The organism is Streptomyces sp. NPDC059456 (assembly GCF_042750055.1).
GTDB lineage: Bacteria > Actinomycetota > Actinomycetes > Streptomycetales > Streptomycetaceae > Streptomyces.
The window spans coordinates 14,121-29,399 of record NZ_JBHYVA010000024.1 but is presented as its reverse complement, the minus strand read 5'-3'; the positions used below and the strand labels follow the sequence as shown (position 1 = coordinate 29,399).

Annotated in this window: 14 protein-coding genes and 1 pseudogene; 9 read left to right on the top strand and 6 right to left on the bottom strand. The window is 72.3% G+C overall.

Annotation, left to right across the window (positions count from 1 at the left end):
- From ACFXA3_RS04365 to galU, 3 genes and pseudogenes are all read right to left on the bottom strand, one after another.
- Positions 1 to 187, bottom strand: a pseudogene (locus ACFXA3_RS04365) (cyclic pyranopterin monophosphate synthase MoaC); the annotation flags it as partial.
- A 74-nt stretch (positions 188 to 261) separates the two neighbouring features.
- Entirely contained in the window at positions 262 to 1,602 is a 1,341-nt protein-coding gene (gene glp / locus ACFXA3_RS04360; protein WP_385181743.1) for a gephyrin-like molybdotransferase Glp, read from the bottom strand.
- 4 nt (positions 1,603 to 1,606) lie between these two features.
- Entirely contained in the window at positions 1,607 to 2,509 is a 903-nt protein-coding gene (gene galU / locus ACFXA3_RS04355; RefSeq protein ID WP_385181740.1) for a UTP--glucose-1-phosphate uridylyltransferase GalU, read from the bottom strand.
- Between the two features lie 63 nt (positions 2,510 to 2,572).
- Between galU and ACFXA3_RS04350 the strand changes: the two genes are divergently transcribed.
- Positions 2,573 to 3,220, top strand: a complete 648-nt coding sequence (locus ACFXA3_RS04350; protein ID WP_385181737.1) for a 5-formyltetrahydrofolate cyclo-ligase — start codon at positions 2,573 to 2,575, stop codon at positions 3,218 to 3,220.
- A 17-nt stretch (positions 3,221 to 3,237) separates the two neighbouring features.
- On the opposite strand, the gene ACFXA3_RS04345 is transcribed toward ACFXA3_RS04350, so the two are convergent.
- Positions 3,238 to 6,090 carry a penicillin acylase family protein gene (locus tag ACFXA3_RS04345; RefSeq protein WP_385181734.1) on the bottom strand — a complete coding sequence of 951 codons (2,853 nt, stop codon included), beginning with the start codon at positions 6,088 to 6,090 and terminating at the stop codon, positions 3,238 to 3,240.
- 289 nt (positions 6,091 to 6,379) lie between these two features.
- Between ACFXA3_RS04345 and ACFXA3_RS04340 the strand changes: the two genes are divergently transcribed.
- The 5 genes from ACFXA3_RS04340 (at position 6,380) to pyrF (ending at position 11,924) form a co-directional block, all read left to right on the top strand.
- Positions 6,380 to 7,837 (top strand): potassium/proton antiporter, encoded by a 1,458-nt coding sequence (locus tag ACFXA3_RS04340; RefSeq protein ID WP_385181732.1) that lies wholly within the window; start codon positions 6,380 to 6,382, stop codon positions 7,835 to 7,837.
- Between the two features lie 453 nt (positions 7,838 to 8,290).
- Positions 8,291 to 9,604, top strand: coding sequence for an MFS transporter (locus tag ACFXA3_RS04335; protein ID WP_385181729.1), 1,314 nt, complete (start codon positions 8,291 to 8,293; stop codon positions 9,602 to 9,604).
- A 67-nt stretch (positions 9,605 to 9,671) separates the two neighbouring features.
- Positions 9,672 to 9,962, top strand: a complete 291-nt coding sequence (locus tag ACFXA3_RS04330) for an FmdB family zinc ribbon protein (protein WP_054226644.1) — start codon at positions 9,672 to 9,674, stop codon at positions 9,960 to 9,962.
- A gap of 112 nt (positions 9,963 to 10,074) precedes the next feature.
- Entirely contained in the window at positions 10,075 to 10,908 is an 834-nt protein-coding gene (locus ACFXA3_RS04325; RefSeq protein WP_385181726.1) for an S-methyl-5'-thioadenosine phosphorylase, read from the top strand.
- A 323-nt stretch (positions 10,909 to 11,231) separates the two neighbouring features.
- A complete protein-coding gene (gene pyrF, locus ACFXA3_RS04320; protein ID WP_385181723.1) occupies positions 11,232 to 11,924 on the top strand; it encodes an orotidine-5'-phosphate decarboxylase in 693 nt (230 codons plus the stop codon).
- A 65-nt stretch (positions 11,925 to 11,989) separates the two neighbouring features.
- Here pyrF and ACFXA3_RS04315 read toward each other — a convergent pair whose 3' ends face one another.
- Positions 11,990 to 12,970, bottom strand: coding sequence for a zinc-binding alcohol dehydrogenase family protein (locus tag ACFXA3_RS04315; protein WP_385181721.1), 981 nt, complete (start codon positions 12,968 to 12,970; stop codon positions 11,990 to 11,992).
- A 195-nt stretch (positions 12,971 to 13,165) separates the two neighbouring features.
- Here ACFXA3_RS04315 and ACFXA3_RS04310 point away from each other — a divergent pair, with 195 nt between their 5' ends.
- From ACFXA3_RS04310 to mscL, 3 genes are all read left to right on the top strand, one after another.
- Positions 13,166 to 13,492 carry an ArsR/SmtB family transcription factor gene (locus tag ACFXA3_RS04310; RefSeq protein WP_385181718.1) on the top strand — a complete coding sequence of 109 codons (327 nt, stop codon included), beginning with the start codon at positions 13,166 to 13,168 and terminating at the stop codon, positions 13,490 to 13,492.
- 408 nt (positions 13,493 to 13,900) lie between these two features.
- Positions 13,901 to 14,188: a hypothetical protein gene (locus tag ACFXA3_RS04305; protein WP_385181715.1), complete on the top strand. Its 288-nt coding sequence runs from the start codon at positions 13,901 to 13,903 to the stop codon at positions 14,186 to 14,188.
- 123 nt (positions 14,189 to 14,311) lie between these two features.
- The gene (gene mscL / locus ACFXA3_RS04300; protein ID WP_385181712.1) at positions 14,312 to 14,869 is read left to right on the top strand and encodes a large conductance mechanosensitive channel protein MscL; all 558 of its coding nucleotides are present in this window, start codon (positions 14,312 to 14,314) and stop codon (positions 14,867 to 14,869) included.
- A 4-nt stretch (positions 14,870 to 14,873) separates the two neighbouring features.
- Here the strand turns inward: mscL and ACFXA3_RS04295 are convergent, their stop codons facing one another.
- Complete coding sequence (locus ACFXA3_RS04295; protein ID WP_385181710.1) at positions 14,874 to 15,095, bottom strand: hypothetical protein; 222 nt, start codon at positions 15,093 to 15,095, stop codon at positions 14,874 to 14,876.
- Positions 15,096 to 15,279: the final 184 nt, after the last annotated feature.

Genomic DNA, 15,279 nt, shown 5'->3' with positions numbered 1-15,279 from the left:
CGCCCTCGCCCCGCAGCAGCTCGATCACCCGGGCGGAGACGAGCACGCGCCCGCTGGCCCGCGCCGTCCGCGTCGTGACGTCCTTCTCCGAGACGTCCACCATGCGGGCCGCGCCGGCCTCGTCGATGTGCGTCAGCCTGCTGTGCTCAGGGGTTCCGGGGGTCTCCCCCCGGGAAAACGCTGCCATAGGTTCGTGCCGCTCCCGCTCCGGGCCCCGCAAGGGCCTGTGTGGTGCAACACGCTACCCGCACCGGCCCGAGTTCAGCCGAGCAGGACCACTTCGAGGTCGGCTCCCGGCTCCGCCGAGGTGACGTCCTCCGGCACGACGATCAGGGAGTCGGCGTGGGCCAGCGCCGCGATGAGGTGGGAGCCGGATCCGCCGACCGGGGACACGGTGCCGCTCTCCGGGTCGTACGTGCCGCGCAGGAACTGGCGGCGGCCCGCCGGGGAACCGAGCGCCTTGTCGGCCGCCAGCGTCGCCCGCACGCTCGGCCGGGAGACGTCCGGCAGTCCCATGAGGGCGCGGATCGCGGGCCGTACGAACAGTTCGAAGGAGACGTACGAGGACACCGGATTGCCGGGCAGGGCCAGCAGGGGGGTGTGGTCCGGGCCGATGGTGCCGAAGCCCTGCGGCTTGCCGGGCTGCATCGCGAGCTTGCGGAAGTCCATCCGCCCGCCGTCGGCCCCGTCCTCGTCCGCGCCGACGGCGGACAGGGCCTCCTTGACCACGTCGTACGCGCCGACGCTGACGCCGCCCGTGGTGACGAGCAGGTCGGCCCGGATCAGCTGGTCCTCGATGGTGGAGCGCAGGGTCTCGGCGTCGTCGGCGACGGCTCCGACCCGGTAGGCGATGGCCCCGGCGTCGCGCGCGGCGGCGGCCAGGGCGAAGCTGTTCGAGTCGTAGATCGTCCCGGCGGCCAGGGACTCGCCCGGCTGGACGAGTTCGCTGCCGGTGGACAGCACGATCACGCGCGGACGGGGGCGCACCCGTACGGCGCCCCGCCCGATGGCGGCGAGCAGCGCGATCTGCGGCGGGCCGAGCACCGTGCCGGCGGCCAGGGCGAGGTCCCCGGCCTGGACGTCGCTGCCGCGCGCCCGGACGTGGGCCCGCGCCTCGGCGGCCCGGTGCACCCGCACCTCGCCGGCCGCGCCCTCGGGGGCCGCGCTGGCCGGGGTCATCCCGGCGGCCGCGCCGCCGCCCGTGCCGCCGTCGGTCCACTCGACCGGGACGACGGCTTCGGCGCCCGGCGGGAGCGGGGCGCCGGTCATGATGCGGGCCGCCTGGCCGGGGCCGACGGTGGGCAGCTCGCCGCTGCCCGCCGCCACGTCCCCGATCACCGTGAGCACCGCGGGGAACTCCTCGCTCGCACCCTGGACATCGGCCGTGCGGACGGCGTAACCGTCCATGGAGCTGTTGTCGAAGGGCGGGAGCGCGACGGGCACGGTGACGTCCTCGACCAGGACACAGCCCTGGGCGTCGAGCAGCTGGAGCTCGATGGGCTCCAGCGGCCGGATCGCGGCGAGGACGTCCGCGAGGTGCTCGTCGACCGACCACAGGCGCTGGGTGCCGTGGCCGGTGTCCTGCGGTGCGCGGCTGCTCAAGGTCCTACATCTCCTCCGTGACGTAACGGTGAAGCCAGGTGCGGAACTCCGGGCCCAGGTCCTCACGCTCGCACGCGAGGCGGACGATGGCCCGCAGGTAGTCCCCGCGGTCCCCGGTGTCGTAGCGACGGCCCCGGAAGACCACGCCGTGCACCGGGCCGCCCACGGTCTCGTCGGCGGCCAGCTTCTGCAGGCCGTCGGTGAGCTGGATCTCCCCGCCGCGGCCCGGCTCGGTCTCCCGCAGTATGTCGAAGATCGCCGGGTCGAGTACGTACCGTCCGATGACGGCGTAGTTGCTGGGGGCGTCGGCCGGGTCGGGCTTCTCGACGAGGCCGGTGATCCTGACGACGTCGTCCTCGTCGGTGGCCTCCACGGCCGCGCAGCCGTAGAGGTGGACGTTGGCGGGGTCGACTTCCATGAGGGCGATGACGGTGCCGCCGGAGCGGGCGTGGACGTCGGTCATCTGGCGGAGCAGCGGGTCGCGCGGGTCGATCAGGTCGTCGCCGAGGAGGACGGCGAAGGGCTCGTTGCCGACGTGCGGCTCGGCGCACAGGACGGCGTGTCCGAGGCCGCGGGGGTCGCCCTGGCGGACGTAGTGCATGGTGGCCAGGTCGCTGGACTCCTGGACCTTCTTCAGGCGGTCGTCGTCGCCCTTGGCGATGAGCGCCGACTCCAGCTCGTAGTTGCGGTCGAAGTGGTCTTCGAGGGCGCGCTTGTTACGTCCTGTGATCATGAGGACGTCGTCCAGGCCGGCCGACACGGCCTCCTCGACCACGTACTGGATGGCCGGCTTGTCCACGACCGGGAGCATTTCCTTGGGCGTCGCCTTCGTCGCCGGAAGGAAGCGGGTACCGAGACCTGCGGCCGGGATCACGGCCTTCTTGATCACAGGGTGCAACTGAGTCATGGGCAGAACGATAGTGGGTCGAACAGACCGCTCCGGGTTTGTTTCCGGTAAGTAGATCCGATAATGAACCGGTTTGAAAGGAAATCAGAGTCAGCTGTGGTAGGGAACCCGCCGAACCCGTCCGAAAAGGCTTTGCTGCGCCGAGAACTCCTCGCCGCCCGCCGCGCCCTGTCCCCCGAATCCCTGCGCACGTCGGCCCTCGCGCTCTCCCGCTCCGCCCTCGAACTGCCCGAACTGGCCGATGCGCAAACGGTGGCCGCCTACGTCTCCGTCGGCTCCGAACCCGGCACCCGCGATCTGCTCGACGCCCTGCGCGCGGCCGGGAAGCGGGTACTGCTGCCCCTCCTGCTGCCCGACAACGATCTCGACTGGGCCGGGTACGAGGGCCCCGGCAGTCTCGCCGAGGCCGCCCACCCCGGCAGGATGCGGCTGCTGGAGCCGGCCGGGGCGCGGCTCGGGCCGGACGCCGTGACCGGCGCCGACGCCGTCCTGCTGCCCGGGCTGGCCGTCGACGGCCGCGGAATGCGCCTGGGCCGCGGCGGAGGCTCGTACGACCGGGTGCTGGCGCGCCTGGCACGGGCGGGGGCTCACCCCGCGCTGGTCGTGCTCCTCTACGACGAAGAGGTGGTCGCGCGGGTCCCGGCGGAACCGCACGACCACCCCGTCCAGGCGGTGGCCACCCCGTCGGGGGTGGTCAGGTTCACGACGTGAAGGTCACGGCGTGAAGGTCACGGCTTGAGCGTCAGCGTCTCCACCGTCGCCTTGTCCACGGCCTCCTTGCCGAACGGCCAGTCCAGCAGTTCGCCCTTGGCCCACAGGTCCGTCTGGTCGTAGTAGTTGTCGTGGTAGGCGTGGCCCGAGGCCCCGGTCAGGTTGATCCAGCGGGACTTGTCCGGGTCGCTGAGGTTCACGATCATCCGCATCGACGGGACCCAGGTGACCCCGTACCCGCTGGAGGCGTTCCAGCCGGTCGCGTTCACGGTGGCCTCGCCGCCGCCCAGGTTCCACGGGCCGCGGTTGAGGAGGAACTGCAGGAAGCCGGGTCCCCCGGTGCCGAGGGTCTGGTTCTTCAGCGTCAGCTGGTGCAGGCGGCCCCAGCTCCAGGTGGACTGGTCCTTGCCGAGCTTGGCCGTCAGCTCCCAGCGGGCGTCCTTCATGGCCCGCGCGAACAGCTGGTCGCGGGTGGCGGTCGCCGGCTGGTTGCGGGCGGCCGGCGTCTGCCACCAGGCCGACTTCTCGTCCTTGACCAGGCGGCGGACCACCTCGAACCAGCGGTCGCCGCCGTCGGGCTGCGCCGAGTCGGGGCCGCGCGTACCGCACTCGCGGACCGTCTTGGCCAGGTCGTCGACCGGACCGCTGCCCGTCTCCTGGACGTTCATGCAGCTGCCCTCGATCCGCAGCTCCTTCGGCATCTTGTCGCCGAAGGAGAGCTTGAGGATGTTGCGCCAGACCGCGTTGAAGTACGCGGCCGCCGCCGAGTCGGGCTCCTGCGTGTAGTTCCAGCCCTCCAGCAGCTTCTGCGCGGAGCGCACGTCCGGGTCCGAGACCTCGATCTTGGACAGCATCGGGGTCAGCAGCGCGGCGATCTCGCTGCTGTTGTCCATCTGCATGCCGCGCATGTCATCGGTGGAGATCTTGCCGCTGTCCTTGATCTTCGCGTCGATGAGGTCGTTGATCCGCTGGCTGCGGGCGCCGTAGCCCCAGTCGGTGGTCAGCACGTACGGGTACTTGCCGGCGCCGGTCCCACTCTCCACGACGGCCTGGTTCGCGGTGACGATGTAGCCGCGCGACGGGTTGTAGTCGTACGGCATCTCGTCCTGCGGGACGTAGCCGGCGTTGCCGTCCCTGCCGCCCTTCCAGGCGTACTTGGAGTCCCAGCCGGGGGCCGGCATGCGGCCGTCGCCGGCGCCGCGGATCGGGATGCGGCCCGGGGCCTGGTAGCCGATGTTGCCCGAGGGGCCCTTGTTGTCCGCGTAGATCAGGTTCTGGGACGGCACCTCGAAGTCGCGGGCCGCGGCGCGGAAGCTCGCGAAGTCCTTGGCCCGGTCGAGGCTGAAGACCGCGTCCATCGACTTGCCCGGGTCCAGGGCGGTCCAGCGCAGGGCGACGGCGTAGCCGTTGCCGCGGTCGGGGGCCGAGCTGGAGACGGGGGCGCGGCTGCCGACCGTGCCGAGCTCTTCGCTGCGGTCGGAGATCAGCGGGCCGTTGTTGGTGGTGCGGACGGTGATCTTCTTGCTCTTGCCGCCCGCGATCTTGATGACCTCTTCACGGGTCGTGAAGGGGACCACCTTGTTGTCGTAGACGTAGCCCTCGGGCCTGACCTGCTCCAGGTAGAGGTCGGTGACGTCGGCGCCGAGGTTGGTCATGCCCCACGCGATGTCGGCGTTGTGGCCGATGACCACGCCGGGCATGCCGGAGAAGGTGTAGCCGGCGACGTCGTACTTGCACTGGCTGGAGACCGCGCGGCAGTGCAGGCCCATCTGGTACCAGACCGAGGGCATCTGCGGCGACAGGTGCGGGTCGTTCGCGAGCAGCGGCTTGCCGGTGGTCGTGTACTGGCCCGAGACGACCCAGGAGTTCGAGCCGATGCCGCTGCCGTTGGGGCCGAGGATCGCGGGGACCTGGTCCAGGGTCTTGGCGAGGGAGGTCAGCGAGGTGCGCAGGCCCACGGTCGCGCCCTGGGCGGTGGTGTCGTCCGCGAGGCCGCTGGACGGCGCGGGGTCGGCCGGGGCGGTGGACGCGGTGGAGGCCTGCGATCCGGTGCCGGTCCCGCCGGAGCCCTTGCCGGCGCCCGGTGCCGGGGAGCCGGCAGCCGCGGTGGCGGGGCTGTACTTCCCGCCCTCGATCTTGCCCGCGTCGACGATCGGCTTGTTCCGGTCGAAGGGGTACGGCGGGTAGAGCTCGTCGATCTGCTGCGGCGTGAGCTTGTTGGACATCAGCGCGCGGTCGATCTCGTCCTGCATGTTGCCGCGCAGGTCCCAGGCCATCGCCTTGAGCCAGGCCACCGAGTCCACCGGCGTCCACTGCTCGGGCTGGTAGTCGTCGCTGAGCTTGAGGGCGGCGTGCTCGACGGAGAGGTCCTTGCCGGACTTCCCCTTCAGGTACGCGTTGACCCCGTCGGCGTAGGCCTGGAGGTACTTCTTCGTCTCGGGCGAGAGCTTCGTGTCGTACTCGGCCTGCGCGACCTGGCGCCAGCCGAGCGTGCGCAGGAAGGCGTCGGTCTCGACCTGACCGGCCCCGAACATCTCGGAGAGCCGGCCCGAGGTCATGTGGCGGCGGACGTCCATCTCCCAGAAGCGGTCCTGGGCGTGGACGAAGCCCTGGGCGCGGAAGAGGTCGTCGTCGTTGTCGGCGTAGAGCTGCGGAATGCCGTGGGAGTCGCGCTTGACCTCGACGGTCCCGGTCAGGCCGGGGACCTTGAGGGTGCCGGTGGCCTGCGGGAACGAGGCACGGACGTTGTCCATGCTCCAGTACGTCCCGTACCCGAAGCCCACGAGGAGCGCCAGGACCAGCACGAGCACGATCAGACGGGCGCGTCGTCCCTTCTTCTTGACGGAAGGGGCGGTTTCGTTGGCGGGCATCGCTGTCCTTAGAGGGGCAGGGTGGTCCTGGGAGTGCTGGGAGCAACCATAGGCGCAGGACCGGGTCCGTTGATCCGCCAGGGGTCGAGGTGACGAGGACAGGGCCGAACAGGCGTTTCACAATGTGGTTATCGCGTAAAGGGCGCGTCAAATATTAGGTAAGGTAACGAAGTACCTGTCGATCTTGCCGGACTTGTCGCCCGGAGGAACGTTCCGCCTGGCGACTTGAGGAAAGGGCCGCCCGCTGACCGTCCACACGCTCAATGAGCTCCTGCTGGTCTGCTCGCTCGTGCTGCTCGTCGCCGTCGCGGCGGTACGCATCTCTTCACGCAGCGGCCTCCCCAGTCTGCTCATCTACCTCGGCATAGGCATCGCCATAGGCCAGGACGGCATCGGCAACGTCGTCTTCGACAACGCCGAGCTGACCCAGGTCATCGGGTACGCCGCGCTCGTCGTGATCCTCGCCGAGGGCGGTCTGGGCACCAAGTGGAAACAGATCAAGCCGGCTCTGCCGGCCGCGATCGTCCTGTCGCTGGTCGGCGTCGCGATCAGCGTCGGGGTCACGGCCGCAGGCGCGCACTACCTGGTCGGGCTGGACTGGCGGCAGGCGCTGCTGATCGGCGCGGTCGTCTCCTCGACCGATGCCGCGGCCGTCTTCTCGGTCCTGCGCAAGGTCCCGCTGCCCTCCCGGATAACGGGCGTGCTGGAGGCGGAATCCGGCTTCAACGACGCCCCCGTGGTCATCCTGGTCGTCGCCTTCGCGACCGTGGGCCCGGTGGACCCGGGGTACGTCCTGGTCGCCAAGATCGCCCTGGAGCTGGCGATCGGCGTCGCGATCGGCCTGTCGGTGGGCTTCCTGGGGGCGTACGGGCTGCGGCACGTGGCCCTGCCCGCCTCCGGCCTGTACCCGATCGCCGTGATGGCGATCGCCGTGACGGCGTACGCGGCCGGCGCGATGGCGCACGGCTCCGGCTTCCTCGCCGTCTACCTGGCCGCCATGGTCCTCGGGAACGCCAAGCTCCCGCACTGGCCGGCGACCCGGGGCTTCGCGGACGGGCTCGGCTGGATCGCCCAGATCGGCATGTTCGTGCTGCTGGGCCTGCTGGTGACCCCGCACGAGCTCGTGAACGACTTCTGGCCCGCCGTGGTCATCGGGCTGGTGCTGACGATGGTGGCGCGGCCCCTGGAGGTCTTCGTCAGCCTGCTGCCGTTCCGGATCCCGTGGCAGGAGCAGGCCCTGATGTCGTGGGCGGGCCTGCGCGGCGCCGTGCCCATCATCCTGGCGACCATCCCGATGGTGACCGGGATCGAGGGCAGCGACCGCGTCTTCAACATCGTCTTCGTGCTGGTCGTCGTCTACACCCTGGTCCAGGGGCCGACCCTGCCCTGGCTCGCGCGCAAGCTGGAGCTCGGCGACTCCGACGCGGGCGCCGCCGACCTCGGGATCGAGTCGGCGCCGCTGGAGAAGCTGCGCGGGCACCTGCTGTCCTTCGCCATCCCGGCCGCCTCGCGGATGCACGGCGTCGAGGTGAGCGAGCTGCGGCTGCCGCCGGGGGCTTCGGTGACGCTGGTGGTCCGGGACGCGAAGAGCTTCGTACCGCTGCCGTCGACGGTGCTGCGGCGCGGGGACGAGCTCCTGGTGGTGGCCACGGATCCGGTACGGGACGCGGCGGAGGCCCGGCTGCGGGCGGTGGCGCGCGGCGGCAAGCTGGCCGGATGGCTCGGGACGGGCTCGAACGGAGCCTGAGCCGGGGTCGGGGACGGGGCCCGGAGGGGGCCGCGGCGGGGGCCTCGGCGGGCTCTCGGGAGCCCGTGCGCACTTCAACGGAGCGTTAGAGCGTCGTTCTAAATCTGTGTTTTCGTGGCGTGCGGGCCGTTTCACCCCGCTTTTATGCCCTGCGGAATGCGAACTTCCAGTTAATCGCAGGTGAAGACACACCCTGTCGCCGGAATCACAGGACACGTGCGTGGTCTGCCTGTACGATAAAGGCACACCACATCGAACCAACTCTGCCTGACGCAGAGCTGGCGCGACCGCAAAGCGGCCGTGGCACCCTCCCGCAGTGGGCGCCCAGGTATCACTCGGTTCTGCGCAAGAGGACAGCTCTCGGGGCTCCCACATGTACGGGTGCGGTCGCTCACGAGGCGGCACACCGTCCGCAGACGGGGACGCTCTACCAGGCAGCGGAAAGGCCAGGCCGTGACATCCGCGGTCACGACCGACACGTCCGCCCGCCCCGGTTACGGGCAGCTCCTGCGCACACCCGGCGCCCTCGGCTTCGTTCTCCCGGGATTCGCCGCCCGCCTCCCCTTCGGCATGCTGACCATCAGCATCCTGCTGCTCGTCCAGCACACCACCGGCTCCTACGGCAGCGCCGGCATCGTCGCCGCCGTCACCGGCATCTCGATGGCGCTGTCCGCGCCGGTGATGGGCAGGCTCACCGACCGCCACGGCCAGAGCGCCGTCCTGGTCCCCGTCGTCCTCGCGCACTCCGCCGCCGTCAGCGCCCTCGTGGCGTTCGCCCTGCTCGGCGCCCCCGTGTGGGCGCTGGCGCTGGCCGCGGTCCCCGCCGGCGCCTCCGTCCCGCAGGTCGGCCCGATGGTCCGGGCCCGCTGGGCCGCCCGGCTGGAAGGTTCCCCGCTGCTGCCGACGGCCGCCGCGTTCGAATCCGTCACCGACGAGTTCACGTTCGTCGTCGGCCCGGTGCTGGCGACCGCCCTGTGCACCGGCGTCCACCCGGCCGCCGGTCTGGTCACCGAGGCCGCACTGACGCTGGCCGGCGGCCTGGTCTTCGCCGCCCGGCGCGCCAGCCAGCCCACGGCGCACGCCGTCGTCGCCGGCGCCGGGAAGCGCGCCTCCGCGCTGTCCTTCGCCGGTCTGCGCGTCCTGATCGTGGCCTTCCTCGGCATCGGCGCCGTCTTCGGCGGCATGCAGGTGTCGCTGGCCGCCTTCTCCAACGAGATCGGCAACCCGGGCGCCAACGGCCTCCTCTACGGGATCTTCGCCGCCGGCAACATGACCGCGGGCATCGCCTGCGGCGCCATCGCCTGGAAGATCGGCCCGCGCCGCCGGCTGCTGCTCGGGTACGCCGGCCTCACCGTGGCCGCCTCGGTCCTGTGGACCGCGCACTCGATGATCCTGCTGGGCGCGCTCGGCCTGGTCGTCGGCCTGTGCATCGCCCCCGCCCTGATCACCGGCTACACGATGGTCGAGTCCCTGATCCCGGCCGGCGCCCGGACCGAGGCCTTCACCTGGCTGACCGGCGCGGTCGCCTTCGGTCAGGCCACCGCCGTGACCCTGGCCGGCCGTCTGACGGACGCGCACGGGTCCTCGTACGGCTTCCTGGTGCCCATGGGCGGCACCGTGCTGGCCCTGGCCACCCTGCTCGCGCTGCGGGCGAAGCTGGCCCCGAAGGCCCCGAGCCGGATCATCAACGCGTCGGCCCCGGCGGCCCCGGCCGCACGGGCGAACGAGCGTGGTGTCGGTCACCGCGTACCGGTGACGGTGGACTGATCGGCCGGAATACGTCACCATGGAACGTCGTTAGCACTCATTGAGTCAGAGTGCCAGGAGGAAATTCGTGCCGACCTACCAGTACCAGTGCACCGAGTGCGGTGAGGGCCTTGAGGCCGTGCAGAAGTTCACCGATGACGCACTGACCGAGTGCCCGAACTGCCACGGACGCCTGAAGAAGGTGTTCTCCGCGGTCGGCATCGTCTTCAAGGGATCCGGTTTCTACCGGAACGACAGCCGCGGCGCTTCGTCGAGCAGCACCCCTGCCTCGAAGCCGTCCACGCCTGCCGCCCCGGCAGCCCCCGCCGCCTCGTCGACGTCCTCGTCGTCGAGCAGCAGCTCCACCTCGGCTGCGTGATCGCGGATCCCCGATCCGTGATGCCCGGTCCCTGATTTCGCCCGTTCTTCGCAAGGCCCCGCAGCCCCTTCCGGGCGGCGGGGCCTTGCGCATGCCCGGTTAGGGTGACGGCATGGCTAACGCAGAGATCGGTGTCATCGGCGGTTCGGGCTTCTACTCCTTCCTGGAGGACGTCTCCGAGCTCCGCGTGGACACCCCGTACGGGCCCCCCAGCGACTCCCTCTTCCTCGGCGAACTGGCCGGGCGCCAGGTCGCCTTCCTCCCCCGCCACGGCCGCAGCCACAAGGTCCCGCCCCACAAGATCAACTACCGGGCCAACCTGTGGGCGCTGCGCTCCGTGGGCGTGCGCCAGGTCCTCGGCCCGTGCGCGGTCGGCGGGCTGCGCGCCGAGTACGGTCCGGGCACGCTGCTCGTTCCCGACCAGCTGGTCGACCGTACGAAGTCCCGGGCTCAGACCTTCTTCGACGGGGAGCCGCTGCCCGACGGGAGCGTCCCCAACGTCGTGCACACGACGTTCGCCGACCCGTACTGCCCGGTGGGCCGCTCGGTGGCCCTGGCCGCGGCGCGGGGCCGCGCGTGGGAGCCGGTGGACGGCGGCACGATGGTCGTGGTCGAGGGCCCGCGCTTCTCCACCCGCGCGGAGTCGAAGTGGCACGCCGCGATGGGCTGGTCGGTCGTCGGCATGACGGGCCACCCGGAGGCCGTCCTCGCCCGCGAGCTGGGGCTCTGCTACACGTCGATGGCGCTCGTCACCGACCTGGACGCGGGCGCGGAGACCGGCGAGGGCGTGTCCCACACGGAGGTCCTGAAGGTCTTCGGCGAGAACGTGGACCGCCTGCGCGAGGTCCTCTTCGACGCGGTCGCGGCCCTTCCGCCGACGGAATCCCGCGCCTGCCTGTGCACCCACGCCCACGACGGCTGGGACCTGGGCATCGAGCTCCCCTGACAGCGGACGGCCTCGACACGGCCCGGGTCCGGACCTGGGCCGCGGACGTCACGGAGCAGCTGGGGACCGTGCTCGCGGCCTGCGGCGCGCACCACTCCTTCCCGCCCGGCCGGAACGAGGCCGTCCCGGCCGGCCCGGACGCCGAGGCCGCCTTGCCGGCCGCCCCTGGATCGCGGGACCCGGTGGTGCGGTTCGCCGCCACGAGGCCTGCCACCGCACCCTGACCCCGGTCGTGCGTACGGGACTGCGCCGCGCGGCCTCGCGGAAGCCCGGAAGACGGCGGACGGGGCCGACGGACGGGGCCGGCATCACACAATGGCCGGGTGATCAACGACAACCGGACCATCGTCGCCCTCGACTTCGCGGACCGCGGGGACGCCGAGACACTCGTCGCGCGGCTCGGGGACGCCTGCGGCCACTACAAGATCGGGCTGGAGCTCCTCACGGCGGCCGGGCCGGGGCTGGTCGAGGCGCTCGTCGGGCGCGGGCACGAGGTCTTCCTCGACCTGAAGCTCTTCGAGATCCCGCATTCCGTGGCCGGCGCCGTGCGCGCCGCGGGCGCGCTGGGTGCGTCCATGGTGACCGTGCACGCCATGGGCGGTACGGGGATCATGGCCGCGGCGGTGGACGCGGCCCGGGAGTTCCCCGGGCTGCGGGTGCTCGCGCTGACGGTGGTCACGAGCATGACCGGGAACGACCTCGCCGACATCGGCATCGGCGCGACCCCCGACGAGCAGGTGGTGCGGCTGGCCCGGCTGGCGGTGGGCGCCGGGTGCGACGGGGTCGTCGCCTCGCCGCGCGAGGCAGGCAAGCTGGGGGACGTACTGGGGCCGCGACCGCTCATCGTGACGCCGGGCGTGACCCTGCCGGGCGCGGACGCGGGCGAGCACGCCGCCCGGTCCGGGACGGCGCAGGCCGCGTTCGCCGCCGGCGCCTCGCACGTGGTGGTGGGGCGGGGGGTGACGCGGGCCGCCGACCCGGTGGCCGCGCTGCGCCGCGTACGGTCCGGCGTGTAGCGGGGACGGGCAACGGGTGGCGGCCGCCGGGTGCCCGGGAGCGGGTGGCGGCCGACCGGCGGCGCTCACGCGCCCGCGACCCGCAGCAGCAGCTTGCCGGTGGTGGCGCGGCCGGCCATCAGCCGATGGGCGTCGGCCGCCCGGTCGAGGGGGAACTCGGCGGTCACCGGCAGCTCGACCTCGCCGTCGGCGGCGAAGCGGAAGGATTCGGCTGCGAGTGCCCGCAGCGCCTCGGGGTCGTCCTGGGCCAGCGTGAGGATGGAGAACCCGCCGACGGAGAGCCCGCGCGGGTTCAGCTCGGGCTGCCCGACATGCCAGGGGGCGGCTCCGCCGGCGTTGCCGAAGGCGACGAGGCGGCCGAAGCGCGCGAGGGAGTCCAGGCTGCGGCGGAAGGTCTCGCCGCCGACGGGGTCGAGGGCGAGGTCGACGCCGCGGCCGCCGGTGGCGCGGCGCACCCCCTCGGTGAACCCGTCGCCGACGAACACCTCGTCGTAGCCGTGCTTGAGGGCTTCCTCGGCCTTCTCGGGGCGGGAGACGACCCCGTAGACGGCGCTCGCCCCGGCGAGCCGTGCGAGCTGGCCGACGATGGTGCCGACTCCGCCCGCCGCGCTCTGGACGAGGACGCTCTCTCCGGCGCGGAGCCTGCCGACGCGGTGCACGAGGGCGTGGGCGGTGGGCAGGACGGTCGGCAGGGTGGCGGCGGTGCGCAGGGAGACGCCGTCGGGGAGGGCGAAGACGGTGGCGGCGGGGGCGACGGCGACTTCGGCGTAGCCGCTGTGCGAGGTGAGCGCGGCGACCTCCTGGCCGGGGCGCAGTCCCTCGACGCCGGGGCCGACGGCCCGGATCCGGCCGGAGATCTCCAGGCCGGGGCGGAAGGGCAGGGCCGGGACCCGGTAGCCGTCGGCCCGGGCCAGGACGTCGGCGAAGTTGACTCCGGCGTAGGCGACGTCGACGGTCACCTCGTTCCGGCCGGGCTCGGGCACGGGGACTTCGGCGGTGTGGAGGACCTCGGGTCCGCCGGTCTGCTGGAACTCGATTGCGCGCATGACGGGTACCCCCGGCTAGACTGTTCAATCACATACGAACACTTCGGCGCAGCGAATGTACGACGCCCATCGAACATTGCGCAAGGCCGCCGCGGTGGCGTGCGGGCGCGGCGGCACGCGGGCACAGCGGCACGCGGGCACGGCGTGGGGGCCGCAGCGCCGTGGGGCCGCGCCGGGATCCAGGGAGGAACCGCGATGGGACACCGGGCCGAACCCGAACACACCCACCCCGACGAGGTGCCCCTCCAGGCCGCACTCGCCGCGCTCGCCGACCCGGTGCGGCTGAGGCTCGTACGGGAGCTCGCGGGCGCGGCCGACTGGGAGCGCGGCTGCGGCACCTTCGACGTGCCGGTGGGCAAGGCCGCCCTCAGCCACCACTTCGCGGTGCTGCGCGCGGCCGGGCTGCTGGAGCAGCGCGACCAGGGGCGGGGACGGGTCAACCGGCTGCGGCGCGCGGAGTTCGACGCCCGTTTCCCGGGGCTGCTGGCCCTGGTCCTGCGCGAGGAGGGCACCGGTACCTGACGGCCGCTCACCCGTGTGGGTGGCGGAGATGTCCACAGGCTGGGGATCGTCCACAGGCGCGAGCGGGATTCCGGAGGGCGGCGGATCGTGGGGGGTGTCCGGGCGCTGGGCCCGGCACCGGAACTCGACCCGCTGGTGGTGTCCGTCATGTCCAAGGCCGTGTGCATCCCTTCCGCTTCCGCTCCTTCCGCCTCCTCCCCTTCCGCCCCCTCTCCTTCCGCATGTCCTCCTGCGCGCCCCGTACCGCCCTTTCCGCCGCTTCGCGTCGGCCGCGGCGCAGACCGCCTGCGCCGTGCCGTACGGCGCCGGAGGCGGGCCGCGTCGGCCGGCCTGGCCGTCCTGGCGGCCGCTCTGGCGGTGGTCGGGGGGACGGAGGCGCAGGCTTCGCGGGGAGTCTCGCCGCCGGAGGTGAAGCCTCCGCCCGCGGTGGTGCGGTGGGTGTCGGCGCCGGTGCGGATCTCGGACGCGGAGACGGTGCGGCTGCTGCGGCCCGGGGACCGGGTGGACGTGGTCGCGGCGGAGCGGACCGGCCCGCCGAAGGTGGTGGCCGCGGCGGCGCGGGTCGCCGAAGTGCCCGCACCGGAGAAGGGTGCGGGGGACGGCGGGGCGCTGGTGGTGCTGTCGGTGCCCCGGGATGTCGCGCGCGCTCTCGTCGGGGCGGGTGCAGTGGCACGGCTGGCGGTGACGTTGTGCTGAATCGGACGGGCGTGCAGCCAAGTCACCACAAGGCGGGCACCGATTGGACACGCCGGGCCCGGACTGCCGTAGCTTTCGGAACCGTTGGCTCCATGTTCGGCGGATTCGAAGAGAGGCTCAGTGGTGAGCGAGCAGAAGAAGGAGAGCGTCCTGGCGGGCTTCAAGGCCTTCCTGATGCGCGGCAACGTGGTCGACCTGGCGGTGGCGGTCGTCATCGGCGCCGCGTTCACGAACATCGTGAACTCGGTGGTGAAGGGGATCATCAGCCCGCTGGTGGGCGCCGTCGGCACGAAGAGCCTGGACGGCTACACGTCCTGCCTGAAGGGCCCCTGCGGCATCGACGCGAAGGGGGATGCCATCGGGGTGAACATCCTCTGGGGGTCGGTGCTGAACGCGGCACTGACCTTCCTGATCACCGCCGCGGTCGTCTACTTCCTGATGGTGCTGCCGATGGCGAAGTACCTCGCGAGGATGGAGCAGCGCCGCCGGGCCAGGGAGGGCGTCCAGGAGACGATGGAGATCACCGAGCTGGTGGTCCTCAAGGAGATCCGGGACGAGCTGGTCGCCCAGCGTGCCCACCAGAACGGCCAGTACGGGCAGCCCGGGCAGACCGGCCAGCCCGGGTACGGGAACCAGGGCGGCCAGGGCGGCTACTCCGGTCACCCGGGTTCGGGGTACTAGCAGGTCAGATGTGGTGCGGCGGCTTCTCGTCGAGGAAGCGGGCCAGGTCGGCGGCGCTTCCGCCGGCGGGCGGCCGCTCGCCCCACCCGCGGTCGGTGTCGTCCGAGGACTGCTGGTCCAGCGGGTCGTCGAAGACGAGCCGGGGCCTGGGCTTCGCCGCGGGCGTGGCCCCGGGCCGGGAACCGGGCTGCGGGGACTGCGGGTCGGAGGCGGGGGCGGTGCTCATTCCTCCAGGGTACGGCCGCCCCCGGCCCCGCCCGGGGTCAGCTGGGGGCCTCGGCGCCCCGTCGGGCGGGGTACCCCCCCCACACGCCCCCGCCCCTGGCGGTTAAAACCCTGTACACCCCCACCGGACCGGGGTCGGCCCCAGGCGCGAACAAACCCGGGCGTGATAATAATCACGAATGGGC